This is a genomic window from Megalodesulfovibrio paquesii, from assembly GCF_054653055.1.
On record NZ_BAAIGQ010000007.1, the window covers coordinates 364,974 to 377,351 of the forward strand.

A 12,378-nucleotide genomic window follows, 5' to 3' on the forward strand; every position below is an offset into this window, starting at 1 on the left:
TCGGCCATGACCTCCTACGGCCTCGGCGGCTCCCGCCCCATTCCGCGCAAGAAACCATGGGGCTGGCTGGTCTTTGCGATCCTGCTGGCCCTGGGGTCCCTGGGCCTGGCCACGCAGCGTGTGGCGGCACACTTTGGTGACCATCCGGCCCTGGGCGCGCCGCTGTTTCGTGCCGGCGGCATGGCCTGGCATGCGCCCTGGCAAGTCATCGTCTGGCAGCAAGCCTTGCCCGATGCCGATGGCTTCATGGACCAGTCCATCACCCTGGCCCAGGCCTGCTTCCTGTTTCCCCTGCTGGGAGCCGTTGCCCTGAGCAAACGGCGCTCCCTGAGCAAGGGACGGCCGGACCTCCACGGCTCGGCCCGCTGGGCCACGGAAGACGAAATCCGGGGCATGGGGCTCCTGGACGGCCGCGGCGTCTATGTCGGCGGCTGGGTGCAGCGCCGGTGCCGCACAGAAACGCAACTGTACCTGCGTCACAATGGCCCGGAACACGTCCTGTGCTTCGCGCCCACGCGCTCGGGCAAGGGCGTGGGGCTGATCATCCCCACGCTGCTCTCCTGGTCCGATTCAGCGGTCATTTTCGACATCAAGGGCGAAAACTGGGCGCTTACGGCAGGGTTTCGTCGGGAATTGGGACAAAACGTCCTGCGCTTCGACCCCTCCGACGCCTCCGGGGCCTCGGCGCGCTTCAATCCCCTGGAAGAAATCCGTCTGGACACGCATCAGGCCATCCCGGACGCCCAAAACCTGGCCCAGATGCTCATGGACCCACAAGGCAAGGGCCTGGAGGACTACTGGGCCAAGGCGGCCTTCGCCTTTCTGGGCGGGGCCATCCTGCATTGCCTGGTCATGACCCGCGCGTCGGAAGGTCGCACCGGCACCCTGCACGGCCTGGCCCATCTTCTGGCCGATCCCGAGCGGCCCATCCGCGAGGTGGTGGAGGGCATGCTGGCCCTGGACCATGCCGCGGCTGTGCCCGGCGATCCGGGTCGGGAAATCGACCTCTTCGTCAAGGCCGCCGCCCGCGAGCTCCTCAACAAGGCCGACAAGGAATTTTCCGGCGTGGTCTCCACCGCCCTGGCCACCCTGGCCCTGTACCGCGATCCCGTGGTGGCCCGGAACACCAGCCGCTGCGACTTCAGGATTCGGGATCTGATGCACCACGTGCACCCCGTGAGTCTGTATCTGGTGATCAGTCCCGCGGACATCGACCGCCTCCGTCCCCTCGTCCGCATCGTGGTCACGCTGCTCCTCAACAGGAGCACGGCCACGCTGGAGACGCCGCCCCATCGACTGCTGCTCATGCTGGACGAGTTTACGGCCCTGGGCCGCCTGGACGCCGTGGAACGGGCCATCGCCTTCATGGCCGGCTACCGCGTCAAGGGCTACTTCATCGTCCAGGACATCACGCAACTCAACGCCATCTATGGAAAAGACAACGCCATCATGGCCAACTGCCACCTGCGCGCGGCCTACGCCCCCAACACCATCGAGACCGCCCGCCTGCTCTCGGAAATGACCGGCAAGACCACGGTGGTGGAGGAACGGACCTCTCTATCCGGCGCGCGCTCCGGGGGCCTGAAGACGGCCTCGGTGAGCGTCTCCGAGACGGCGCGACCGCTGCTGACGGAGGACGAGTGCATGCGCCTGCCCGCGGCCCGCAAGGACGCCGCCGGCCAGGTCGTCGCGCCCGGCGACATGCTCCTCTTCACGGCTGGACGCCCGCCCATCTACGGCCGACAGATCCTGTACTTCCTGGACCCGGTCTTTGCCGAGCGGGCGACAATCCCAGCCCCGGCGACCTCGGATTCCCTCCTCAAGACGCGGCCAGAAGCAAGGGAAGATGCTCATGCGGACTATTGTTCTCGTTTGTAGCGTCCTGGCCGCGACGCTGCTGGCCGGCTGGCTAGCGGACCTGCGCTGGAACGGGACGCCCTCCATGCCCCGCGGACTCTACCAGGTACAGGACCGCGCACCGCGCCGCGGTGATGTGGTGGCCTGCTGCCTGGAGGGCGAAACTGCCGCCCTGGCTCTGGCCCGCGGCTATCTACGGCCCGGCAGTTGCCCCTCAGGCGCACAGCCACTGCTCAAACGCTTGGCCGGCCTGCCGGGCGACTTGGTCGAAGTCGGCCCGGAAGGCGTCCGCATAAATGGCGTCCTGCAGCCCGACTCCCGCCCTCGCCAGGCTGACCGCCAGGGCCGGGAGCTGCCGCAGCAAGCCCTGCACTCCGGCATCATCCCACAGGGTCAGGCCCTGACCCTCTCAACCCAGCATCCCGGTAGCTTCGACGGCCGCTACGTCGGCCTTGTGCCCCTCGACTCCTTGCGTACCGTCGAACCCCTCTGGACCATTCCCTAGGAGGAAGCATGCAGCATCGTGAAGAAAAACAGGAACGGGACCGCCTCCTCGCCGCGGCCCGCATGGTGGACCGCCAGGCCTCGGCTGATCCGGCCATGGGCGTGCCCGTGGATCCAGACGTCGCCGATTGCATGGGCGCGTTCGTCGAAGACGCCCTGGATCTAGAGGAGTTGGATGATCTTGATGACGACACAGATGAAGGCGCCGCAGGGTATGGCGCTTCGTAGCTGCGACGTATCGCTCGAAATTCTCACACCCAAGGAGGTGGAAATGGCAATTTTCCATTTCTCCGTGCTGGCTGTCCGCCGCAGCACAGGCGACTCCGTCGTCAAAGCGGTCGCCAACATGCACGCCATCGTGTTGACCGATCATCATACTTGTCTGACGCACGATTGCCGCGCCAGAGGCCCTGCAGCGGCCTCGTGCATCCTGTTGCCGGCCGGGGTCTCCGCTGCGCCATGGATGCTTGACCGCGGCGAACTGTGGAACCGCGCGGAGCACGCGGAACGTCGAACCAACTCCCGCGTTGGACGCATGCTGATCATCGCGCTGCCAGCAGAGCTTGCCCAAGACGCTCGCGAAGCGCTGGCCAAGCGCATGGCCAAGCATGTGGCGGACCGATACCGCATCGTCGTGGATCTGGCGATCCGCGTTCCCAGTGCTGGCGGCGACCCAAGGAACCATCACGCCATTGCCATGTTGAGCACCAGGCGCGTCGAGGAGCAGGGCTACGCCGAAAAGGTCCGCGAACTCGATGATCGCCGCGGCCCAGGGGAAGTGCTGCACCTCAGGGCCATATGGGCCGAGTTTGCCAACCACGCACTTGCCCAGGCAGGGCGGCCAGAGCGGATCGACCACCGGAGCCTGAAGGATCAGGGGATCAACAAAGCCGCAACAAGCCATCTTGGTCCCATCGCCACAGCCATCGAGCGCCGGGGAGAAGCCTCCGGCATGGGCGATCACAACCGCGCCGTCATGCGCATGAATGACGAATATGCTCAACTACTGCAGGAGCAGGAAGCGATAGAGGCAGAGTTGGCGACCCTGAAGGCGGTGCCAGCCGCTGCGGGAGGCAACGGGCATGGCCGGTAAGTCTCCCAAGAACGCCTCCCCAAAGCCGCCCTTCCACGAGACCTTCGCCGCCCAAATCACTGAGGACCTGCAGAAGGGCACCGCGCCCTGGGTCCGGCCCTGGCAGGCCGGTACGCTGCACGCGCCCTTCAATCCCGTCTCGGGCACGATTTACAAGGGCATCAACCGCGTCATGCTCTCGCGCCGCGGCTTCGAGGACCCGCGCTGGATGACCCTCAATCAGGCCAACACATTGGACTGCCGTGTGCGCAAGGGCGAGAAAAGCCAGGCCATCGTCTTTTGGCAGTTCTCCAAGGAAGAAAAGGTGTTGGACGGCGACGGCAAGCCAGTGCTCGGCGACAACGGCGCACCCCTGACGCAGGAAGTCGAGCTGGCGCGACCCATCATCCGGTTCTCCTCGGTCTTCCACGCCAGCCAGCTGGACGGCGACGTGCCGCCCTTCGACCCCAAGACCGTGGCTCACGACTGGGATCCGCACCAGAAGGCCGAGGCCATCCTGGCCAATTCCGGCGCGAAAATCCTGCACAATCAACGAAACCGGGCCTTCTACAGCCCTATAAAGGACCGCATCGAGCTACCGCCGCGCGAGCAGTTCCCCGCCGCGGACGGCTACTATGCCACGGCCCTGCACGAGCTCGGCCACTGGACCGGCCATCCCTCGCGCCTGGATCGTGAATTCGGCCCCTTCGGCTCCCAGACCTATGCCCGCGAGGAGCTGCGGGCCGAGATCGCCTCCTGGATGTTGGGCCAGGACCTAGGCATCGGCCACGATCCCGGCCAGCACCTGGCCTATGTCGACTCCTGGGTCTCGATCCTCAAGGAGGACTCCTTCGAAATCGTCCGCGCCTGCCGGGATGCGGAGAAAATCAAGCACTTCGTCATGGAACTGGAGCAGCAGAAGCACATCGAAACAAGCCAGCAGACCCGGCCCGCTTCGGATGTCTCATTGGAGTCCAAGATCTCAGAGAAGTCCACACAGGCGGAGCCCGCAGCTGAAAAGACCTTCCTGGCCGTCCCGTATCGTCAGAAAAACCAGGCCAAGGCCCTGGGCGCGAAGTGGGACCCTGCCGCCAAGCTTTGGTTTGCCCCGGCTGGCGCGGATCTCGCTCCCCTGAAACCCTGGCTGCCGGAGCAGGTCCCGGCGGTGGAAGCCACGCTGTCGCCGCATGCGGAATTCGGCCAGGCCCTGCGCGAGGCCGGTCTGGACCTTGGCGGAAGCGATCCGATCATGGATGGCCAGATCCACCGCGTTCCGCTCCTCGACGGCTCGTCTCATAAACCGGACGGTGCCTATCAGGGCCACCTGGATGGCGTCCCGGCCGGCTTCATCCAGAACCACAAGACCGGCGAGAAGCAGACCTGGAAGGCCACGGGTCATGTCCTGACGCCCGAGCAAAAGGCAGCCCTCCAGGCCGAGGCCGCCCAGCGCCGCGAGGCCCGGCAGGTCGCTTTGCAGGAACAGCACGCCAGGGCCGCAGCCCACGCAAAAGAAACCTTCGACCGCGCCGCCCCGGCCTCGCCGGAGCAGGCCTACTTGGCGGCCAAGGGCATCCCGCCTCTGGACACACGCATGGACGAGCAAGGCCGTCTCCTCGTTCCCGGCTGCGACATTGACGGTAAAATCCAAACCCTCCAGACCATCAGCCCCGAGGGCAAGCGCTTCGAGCCCGGCAGCCGCAAACAGGGCGCGTTCTTCCTCATCGACCCCGAAGGCCTCCTGGCCCGTACCCCCGACACGCCTTTATGCGTTGCCGAGGGCTTTGCCACCGCCGCCAGCATCCACCAGGCCACGGGCCTGCCCACGATCACCGCTTTCGACGCCGGCAACCTCGCCCCAGTGGCCCAGGCCCTTTGCAACAAGTACCCCAACGCACCCATCCTGTTCATGGCCGACAACGACCACGCCCTACCGTCAAACGTGGGCCTCGAAAAAGCCACCCGCGCCGCCAAGGCCGTGGGTGGCAAGGTCCTCGCTCCGGAATTCTCGGCGCAGGAAAAGGCCAGGGGGCTGACGGACTGGAACGACCTGCACCATGCGAGGGGGTTGGAGGCAATGAGGAAGGAGCTGCAACAGGAGATTGCAAAGGCGAAGACACTGCGAGCGAAGACGCAAGAGAATGGAGTGGAACTGTAATTTCATGTCAGTCGCAAGGAGTGAAAGATGCGGAGATTCATACCGATCATTCTGGTGCTTTGTCTTATTCTCATGAGCGGATGCAGTAAAGACAAGCTTGCTGCAGGAAAAGGTTCAGAATTCATCGGCACGTGGCACAGCAAGGCCTACTCGATTGAAATCAAGCGCAATGGCGACTCCTTCATCCTCGTGATGTTTCGCGGCAAGGAACAGCCCAAGGAATTCCCCGCCACCCTCAGCGGAGACGTCCTTCACGTCTCCAACGGTGTCGGTACCGTCCAGTTCTCGCACGTGAAGGCCGACGACACGCTGCTGACCAATGGGAAGAGTTTTACCCGGCAGAAATAAAGCTGCTCGGCACGGGGCTGCCTTGCCTAAAACAAGCCGGCGCGCTATTTTAGATTTTGCCGTCTTCCTGAAACAAGCTGAAACCTTATTTTACCCTCGCACCGCCTTTATGAAGCGCAACCTCCAGGGCCACTACGAGACGACCACCACCGCCGGCGAAAAGGTGCAGGCCTTTGTCCCCACGCCCTTGCCTCCGCGGCCTCCCATCGACTGGACTCCGCAGCTGCGCGGCAAGTTCGACCAGGCGCTATTGGCGCTGGGCCGGCTGGATAGCGTCTCCACGTTGCTGCCCGACACCTCCCTCTTTCTGTATATGTATGTCCGCAAGGAGGCGGTGCTCTCGTCCATGATCGAGGGCACGCAGTCGTCGCTTTCGGACCTGCTGCTCTTCGAGCTGGATCAGGAGCCGGGCGTCCCCCTCGACGACGTCCGCGAGGTCAGCAACTACGTCGCCGCGCTCGACCATGGCCTGCGCCGCTTGGCCGAGGGTTTCCCGCTCTCCCTGCGACTGTTCAAGGAAATTCACGGGGTGTTGCTTGCCAAAGGGCGCGGGGCGGCACAGTCTCCGGGCGAATTCCGGCGCAGCCAGAACTGGATTGGTGGCACGCGGCCCGGCAACGCCGCCTTTGTACCTCCACCAGCCGAGCGCGTCCAGGAGTGCATGGGCCAGCTTGAACTCTTCCTGCACGATCAGCCCGAGCCAACACCGGTGCTGCTCAAGGCCGCCTTGGCGCATGTCCAGTTCGAGACCATCCACCCGTTCCTTGATGGCAATGGCCGCCTCGGCCGCCTGCTTATTACGCTGCTCCTCTGCGAACAGCAGGTATTGCAGCTGCCAATGCTGTACCTCAGTCTCTATTTCAAGACGCACCGGCAGTACTACTACGAGCTGCTCAATGGCGTGCGCCTGACTGGCGATTGGGAGGCGTGGCTGGACTTCTTCGCAGAGGCAGTCATCGTCACGGCTTCGCAGGCGGTGGAGACGGCCCGACAGATCCACGACCTCGCCAATGCAGACCGCCTGGAGATCGCCACCCTCGGCCGCGCTGCACCTTCCGCCCTCCAGGTGCACCAGGCGCTGTTGGCGCACCCCATCGCCACGGCCGGCTGGCTGGTGGCGCAGACCGGCCTCACCGCGGCCACGGTCAACAAATCCCTTGCCCACCTGCAAAGCCTCGGCATCGTGCGCGAACTCACGGCGCAGAGGCGGAACAGGGTGTTCAGTTATTGGCGGTATGTCGAGATTATGGGGCGAGGGACGGAGCTTCCGGGTCGGTAGAAGTGGGGTATGCCAAAGCGGCATGCTCTTGACTGCCTGTGATCTAAAAGTTACACTATTGGCATGAACATTGTCCACCGGTACCGAACCCAGGACGGAAGGGAAGTCATCACAGAATGGATGGACAGCCTCCGTGACATCCGTGCGCGTGCGCGGATTGCTGCCAGGATAGACCGCCTCAAGGCCGGAAACTTCGGCGATGCCAAAGCGCTTCGGGAGGGGGTTTCGGAATTGCGAGTGGACTACGGACCGGGGTATCGTGTGTATTTTGGCATCGTAGGCAAGACGGTGGTGTTGCTGCTCCTCGGCGGGGACAAGCGGACACAGGAAGCCGACATCGAAAGAGCAGTCTTCTATCTGGCTGACTTCAAAAGGAGAGTGCAATCATGAAGAATTTTGAGAGTGCCAGCGTCAGCCATGACGAAGCCCTTGTGCGAGAGCTTCGCAACGACCCGGATTTCGCGGCGGAGTACCTCCAGGCTGCCATGGAAGATACCGATGAACCGGCAGTGTTGCTCATCGCGTTGCGTCATGTTTCCGAAGCGTTCGGCATGGCCGATGTCGCCAAGGCTGCGGGCATCAAGCGGGAAAGCCTCTACCGGGCCTTGTCGCCCAAAGGCAACCCGACGCTCAAGACCCTGATGGCCGTCCTCAAGGCGGTTGGACTTCGCCTCGCTGTTGCTCCTGGGACCCAGGACGACCGGGGAGTCTGTGCAAATGGACAACTGACCTCGTGTTGATGCAGTGGTGGCAGTGCATGTTGCTGTTTTAGTTAACAATGCTGGAACAGCCGGAATAAGGCTTGTTACCAGCTATTCCGTTGGCCCCCAAGCCTCTTTGCTGGCCTTGACCAATGCAGCCCATCCGGCAGGAGGATGACCGCGGTGCAGCATTTTTTGGAAGACAGCATATGGGTCTGACCGACTGCCGGCCGAACGCAGGGGCTGCTCGTCGTTAGCCCAGGCGAAAATTATGACCTTGGAATTGGAGTCAAACCGGAAATACAGCCGGAAGCGCCGACCGACCTTGACCCTACACCAATGCCGGAACGCAGGCCCCATGGTGTTGCCTTGCCGGTACCCCTCGCGAGTGGGATCCTCGGGAATGGTCTCCAGGATGAGGCGGGACAAGGCGCGGAACAGTTTGACGTTGGCGTTGGAGGCTGCCTCTTCGGGGTTACGAGCCAAGGCACGCGCAGCCGCCTGTTCCAGTCGCTGCAGTTGTTCGACCAGGCATTCGTGGAAGAGCAGTGTCCACCCGTGACGCTGCATCACAACGCCACATCGCCATCAATGTCTTCGTCGGCAGCATGGGGAGGGGGCAATGCAGCAGCTTCGTCCATGTAGCGCGCTAGCCCCTCGGGCAACGTGCCAATATGCTTTCCATTTCGGATGTCCTGTTCCAGCAGCGCCAGGAAGCCCGCGATGGCCGGGTCCGTATGCGGCTGCTCCTCGGCGCGGCTGACAACTACCTGCGAACCCTGCAGTACAAAGGCAATCTTGTCGCCAGCGTCCACGCCGAGCAGTTGGCGGACGGACTTGGGCAACGTGATCTGGCCCTTAGACGTAATGGAGGCAACTTCGCGGATGGCACCCATGGTAAGCTCCTTGGTTGGACGATGTAAAGGGCAAGGATTTTTCCTTACTTTGTCAAGGTGAGGATGGGCAATGGACTGAGCCGCTGTAAGGTAGGCTGGTTCATGTTGCCGGCGGGGCTGCCAAGGCAATACAGAATTGATAGGTGCAATATCCCCTCGACATTTTCGGGGGGTTGGGTCAAAAAGTGCGTGTGAACGCATACGCCAATATCTGCCAGTGTTCACCGCCGACTATGCGGATGGCACAGTAGGCCAAACCGATGTGAAAGGAGCTCCATCCCATGACGCTTCCGAACATGTTCGAGGTCTGCACTCCGCACGAGAAAGCACCTTCTTTTCAACGAAACTGGGCATGTCCTCAAGCACGGCTGCAAGGAAGTGGCCATTGAAGGGAATGGGCTCGATGTCGCAACAGAATAAAAGGCCCGCGTCTTCGCACGGGACAAGCTCATCCCGCCAGCGGCCTTGCAGCAATTTCTGGCTGAAGGCAGGTCCCCCCTGACAACTATTGAGCTCTGCGCCGAAGAAGTCGGAATAACCCCGGGCACTCGTGGCGGGACGGCTGTAGCATGACTGCGTCGCGTCCTACCGTATCTGACATTATCTATTTTATACATCACGAAAGAAGGGACTGTCTATTTGACGGAAAAAATGAGCGCCTTCATATTTTGCCGTCATCATGACGAACAAATTCTAGGTTCACATTGGTGCAGGAGCTACTTTGAACACTGAATGGAACTGGGCAGGTGCGAGATGGTGGAAGTTCGACTTCCACAATCATACTCCAGCATCGGACGATTATGGGAAAGGTCCAGACCAGGCCCAGCATAGGCAGATCTCCCATAAGGATTGGCTGCTCAACTACATGCGGCAAGGCATCGATTGCGTCGCGCTGACGGATCACAATTCAGGTGCCTGGATTGATCCACTCAAGCAGGCACTCCAGGAGCTGGCATCCGAAGGTCATCCGGATTATCGACCGCTCTACCTCTTCCCCGGCGTTGAGATTACCGTTCAGGGGAATATTCATATCCTGGCCATTTTCGGCCCAAATAAGACCACCTCAGATATCGATTCGCTGCTCGGTGCGGCGAGGTATCGCGCCACCAAGGGAAAGAGTGATGGCTGTTCTGAATGTTCCGCTATTGAGGTGATTGACGAAATTGCAAGGTCAGGCGGGCTTGCAATACCTGCTCATGTCGATAAGGCCAACGGACTTTTTACGGTTTGTACCGGCAACACACTGGAGCAAGTGCTCGACAACAAGTGCGTATTTGCCATGGAGGTCACGGACCTCGCATGTGCAAAGCAGCAGCTTTACATCGACAAGAAATTGAATTGGGCAGAGGTTCTTGGAACCGATTCCCATCACCCGTCCGGAACCAGCGGTCAGCGCTACCCAGGGAGTCATTTTACTTGGGTAAAGATGTCAGAGCCTTCCTATGACGGATTACGGCTGGCACTCATTGATGGAGCTCTCTCCCTGAAGCGTTCGGATCACTTCACTGGTGACCCCAATACCCATGGACAACTCGCCATCGAAAGCATCGTGGTTGACGATGCGAAGTACCTGGGCAGAGGGCAATCCTTTTCTTGTCAACTGAACCCCTGGCTCAACACCATCATTGGTGGACGAGGCACCGGGAAATCGACTTCGTTGGAGTTCCTGCGGATTGCTCTCAAACGGAAGGAAGAAATCCCCAAGAGCCTTGAAAAGGACTTTACCAAATACAGTCAAACGTCGAACAACCGCCAGGATGAAGGGCTGTTAAAAGATGCCACAAAAATCACCATCGGCTTTCGAAAAGACGGTGGCCGCTTTCGAATCACCTGGTCTAACGCCGACAACAGACACTCCATAGAGGAAGAAACCGTTCCCGGAACCTGGAGTGCTTCCGAGGGAGACATAGCACAACGATTTCCCGTCAGGATTTACAGCCAGAAACAAATTTTTGAGCTGGCGAAGCATCCCCAGGCGCTCTTGAAGGTGGTCGATGATGCCCCTGCGGTCAATCATCGTGATTGGCAACTTGAGTGGGAGGAACTGGTTTCCAAATATCTCTCTATTCGCGCCCAGGAGCGTGAAGTTCAGGCCGGACTTCAGGAAGAATCGGTAATCAAAGGTCAGCTTGCGGACGTCATACGCATGCTCGAGGTTTTTGAAAAGGCAGGCCATGCGGACGTCCTTAAGGCTTACCAGCTCAGACAGAACCAGAGCAAGGCCATCGATTCCTGGGAAAAGATCTGGGAGGGTTCCGCCGAAAAGGTCCGGGACATCTCAGGAAGCCTGTTGCCACCAGAATTGGATTCGCATCATTTCGACGTTGGGAATGCGGATGATAAAGAGCTGATCGACGCTGCAGCGGACATCCGTGCGACGTTTGCGAAACTCCAAAGTGAGATGAATTCAATCGCGCAGCGGATTGATGATGCGAAGAGCGCATGGAATCAAGCGCGGCCTGGCCTGGAAATATCAAAGAAAATCACAACAGCGAACCAGGAATACACCGACCTCCTCGGTCAACTCAGCGCAGCAGGTGCGGGCGATCCCTCGGCATATGGTGTTCTGGTTAAGCAACGGCAAGATCTCGAGGAGAAGCTCAAGGGGTTCAACAAGAAGAGAGAAACTCTTGCGCAGCATCAGACGAGCGCGGAAGAGTGCTTGGCCAAGCTCCATGAGCATCGTGCCACGATAACCAAGCTTCGAGAGGACTTTCTTAAGGATACCCTCGGCGGCAATGCATATGTGCAGATCAATGTCATTCCGTTTGGAAACAAGATCACGGTTGAGGAAGAGTTCCGTAACCTAATCGACCGAGGCAATGGCGGATTTGACCGCGACATCGGCGTGGTCGACGGGGATGAGGGTCTGCTGGCTACACTGACGCAGAACTCTTCCAAAACCATGGAAGAAAAAATTGCGGCGTTGAAATCATCGCTACTGGCAATCCATGCGAACGATACGGCAACGATGACAGCAGTCAAAGATCGACGCTTTGCCATCCACATTCAGGGATTAAAGCCAGAGCAAATGGATCGGATTCGGTGCTGGTTTCCCGAGGACTCTCTAAATATAAAATATAGCATAAATGGCCAAAAGCGCTTCAATGCAATAGAGCAAGGATCGCCTGGGCAAAAAACGGCTGCACTCCTAGCTTTTATCCTTTCGTATGGCAATGAGCCTCTGGTGCTTGATCAGCCAGAAGACGACCTCGATAATCACTTGATTTATGACCTCATCGTAACACAACTAAGAGAGATCAAACAGAATCGTCAGGTTTTGGTGGTTACGCACAATGCAAACATTGTTGTGAATGGTGATGCGGAAAATGTTATCGCCCTTGATGTGCGCGAAGGACAGACAACGATTATAACTAAGGGAGCTTTGCAAGACATTGATGTGAGAAACGAGATATGTCGAGTCATGGAAGGTGGCAGGATCGCACTTACCGATCGCTACCGGCGAATAATGGCTGGGGAGGTTGATGCATAATTGTAAGCTCAAAAAATGCGTCCATGCGTTTTTTTGTTAGACAAGGGAACTGTCCGAATTGTATCGTTTAGTC

12 protein-coding genes are annotated in these 12,378 nt (G+C 60.0%); 10 read left to right on the forward strand and 2 right to left on the reverse strand.

What is annotated here, in order from left to right:
- Nucleotides 1-6: 6 nt before the first annotated feature.
- From ACYQ00_RS18050 to ACYQ00_RS18090, 9 genes are all read left to right on the forward strand, one after another.
- On the forward strand, nt 7-1,878 hold the full coding sequence (locus ACYQ00_RS18050) for a type IV secretory system conjugative DNA transfer family protein (protein WP_460033482.1): 1,872 nt from the start codon (nt 7-9) through the stop codon (nt 1,876-1,878).
- Nucleotides 1,853-2,362 carry a conjugative transfer signal peptidase TraF gene (gene traF, locus ACYQ00_RS18055; RefSeq protein ID WP_460033483.1) on the forward strand — a complete coding sequence of 170 codons (510 nt, stop codon included), beginning with the start codon at nt 1,853-1,855 and terminating at the stop codon, nt 2,360-2,362. Before ACYQ00_RS18050 ends, traF begins: the two co-directional genes overlap by 26 nt.
- 8 nt (nt 2,363-2,370) lie before the next feature.
- Complete coding sequence (locus ACYQ00_RS18060) at nt 2,371-2,589, forward strand: hypothetical protein (RefSeq protein WP_460033484.1); 219 nt, start codon at nt 2,371-2,373, stop codon at nt 2,587-2,589.
- On the forward strand, nt 2,546-3,454 hold the full coding sequence (locus tag ACYQ00_RS18065) for a MobA/MobL family protein (RefSeq protein ID WP_460033485.1): 909 nt from the start codon (nt 2,546-2,548) through the stop codon (nt 3,452-3,454). Before ACYQ00_RS18060 ends, ACYQ00_RS18065 begins: the two co-directional genes overlap by 44 nt.
- The gene (locus ACYQ00_RS18070; protein ID WP_460033486.1) at nt 3,444-5,588 is read left to right on the forward strand and encodes a zincin-like metallopeptidase domain-containing protein; all 2,145 of its coding nucleotides are present in this window, start codon (nt 3,444-3,446) and stop codon (nt 5,586-5,588) included. The genes ACYQ00_RS18065 and ACYQ00_RS18070 overlap by 11 nt, the downstream gene beginning before the upstream one ends.
- 27 nt (nt 5,589-5,615) lie before the next feature.
- Nucleotides 5,616-5,936, forward strand: coding sequence for a hypothetical protein (locus ACYQ00_RS18075; RefSeq protein ID WP_460033487.1), 321 nt, complete (start codon nt 5,616-5,618; stop codon nt 5,934-5,936).
- 109 nt (nt 5,937-6,045) lie between these two features.
- The gene (locus ACYQ00_RS18080) at nt 6,046-7,215 is read left to right on the forward strand and encodes a Fic family protein (RefSeq protein WP_460033488.1); all 1,170 of its coding nucleotides are present in this window, start codon (nt 6,046-6,048) and stop codon (nt 7,213-7,215) included.
- A 63-nt stretch (nt 7,216-7,278) separates the two neighbouring features.
- Nucleotides 7,279-7,605: a type II toxin-antitoxin system RelE/ParE family toxin gene (locus ACYQ00_RS18085; protein WP_460033489.1), complete on the forward strand. Its 327-nt coding sequence runs from the start codon at nt 7,279-7,281 to the stop codon at nt 7,603-7,605.
- Nucleotides 7,602-7,955, forward strand: a complete 354-nt coding sequence (locus ACYQ00_RS18090; protein ID WP_460033490.1) for an addiction module antidote protein — start codon at nt 7,602-7,604, stop codon at nt 7,953-7,955. The genes ACYQ00_RS18085 and ACYQ00_RS18090 overlap by 4 nt, the downstream gene beginning before the upstream one ends.
- Before the next feature lie 72 nt (nt 7,956-8,027).
- Here ACYQ00_RS18090 and ACYQ00_RS18095 read toward each other — a convergent pair whose 3' ends face one another.
- Both ACYQ00_RS18095 and ACYQ00_RS18100 read right to left on the reverse strand, forming a co-directional pair.
- The gene (locus ACYQ00_RS18095; protein WP_460033491.1) at nt 8,028-8,486 is read right to left on the reverse strand and encodes a type II toxin-antitoxin system YhaV family toxin; all 459 of its coding nucleotides are present in this window, start codon (nt 8,484-8,486) and stop codon (nt 8,028-8,030) included.
- The gene (locus ACYQ00_RS18100; RefSeq protein WP_460033492.1) at nt 8,486-8,812 is read right to left on the reverse strand and encodes a type II toxin-antitoxin system PrlF family antitoxin; all 327 of its coding nucleotides are present in this window, start codon (nt 8,810-8,812) and stop codon (nt 8,486-8,488) included. The genes ACYQ00_RS18095 and ACYQ00_RS18100 overlap by 1 nt, the downstream gene beginning before the upstream one ends.
- Before the next feature lie 721 nt (nt 8,813-9,533).
- Between ACYQ00_RS18100 and ACYQ00_RS18105 the strand changes: the two genes are divergently transcribed.
- The gene (locus ACYQ00_RS18105) at nt 9,534-12,305 is read left to right on the forward strand and encodes a TrlF family AAA-like ATPase (protein ID WP_460033493.1); all 2,772 of its coding nucleotides are present in this window, start codon (nt 9,534-9,536) and stop codon (nt 12,303-12,305) included.
- Nucleotides 12,306-12,378: the final 73 nt, after the last annotated feature.

What these genes read in the sequence shown, in the direction of transcription:
- ACYQ00_RS18095 (WP_460033491.1), bottom strand. Translation starts at nt 8,486, where the DNA reads ATGCAGCGTCACGGGTGGACACTGCTCTTCCACGAATGCCTGGTCGAA.
- ACYQ00_RS18085 (WP_460033489.1), top strand. Translation starts at nt 7,279, where the DNA reads ATGAACATTGTCCACCGGTACCGAACCCAGGACGGAAGGGAAGTCATC.
- ACYQ00_RS18050 (WP_460033482.1), top strand. Translation starts at nt 7, where the DNA reads ATGACCTCCTACGGCCTCGGCGGCTCCCGCCCCATTCCGCGCAAGAAA.
- ACYQ00_RS18090 (WP_460033490.1), top strand. Translation starts at nt 7,602, where the DNA reads ATGAAGAATTTTGAGAGTGCCAGCGTCAGCCATGACGAAGCCCTTGTG.
- ACYQ00_RS18080 (WP_460033488.1), top strand. Translation starts at nt 6,046, where the DNA reads ATGAAGCGCAACCTCCAGGGCCACTACGAGACGACCACCACCGCCGGC.
- ACYQ00_RS18070 (WP_460033486.1), top strand. Translation starts at nt 3,444, where the DNA reads ATGGCCGGTAAGTCTCCCAAGAACGCCTCCCCAAAGCCGCCCTTCCAC.
- ACYQ00_RS18075 (WP_460033487.1), top strand. Translation starts at nt 5,616, where the DNA reads ATGCGGAGATTCATACCGATCATTCTGGTGCTTTGTCTTATTCTCATG.
- traF (WP_460033483.1), top strand. Translation starts at nt 1,853, where the DNA reads ATGCGGACTATTGTTCTCGTTTGTAGCGTCCTGGCCGCGACGCTGCTG.
- ACYQ00_RS18100 (WP_460033492.1), bottom strand. Translation starts at nt 8,812, where the DNA reads ATGGGTGCCATCCGCGAAGTTGCCTCCATTACGTCTAAGGGCCAGATC.
- ACYQ00_RS18060 (WP_460033484.1), top strand. Translation starts at nt 2,371, where the DNA reads ATGCAGCATCGTGAAGAAAAACAGGAACGGGACCGCCTCCTCGCCGCG.
- ACYQ00_RS18065 (WP_460033485.1), top strand. Translation starts at nt 2,546, where the DNA reads ATGACGACACAGATGAAGGCGCCGCAGGGTATGGCGCTTCGTAGCTGC.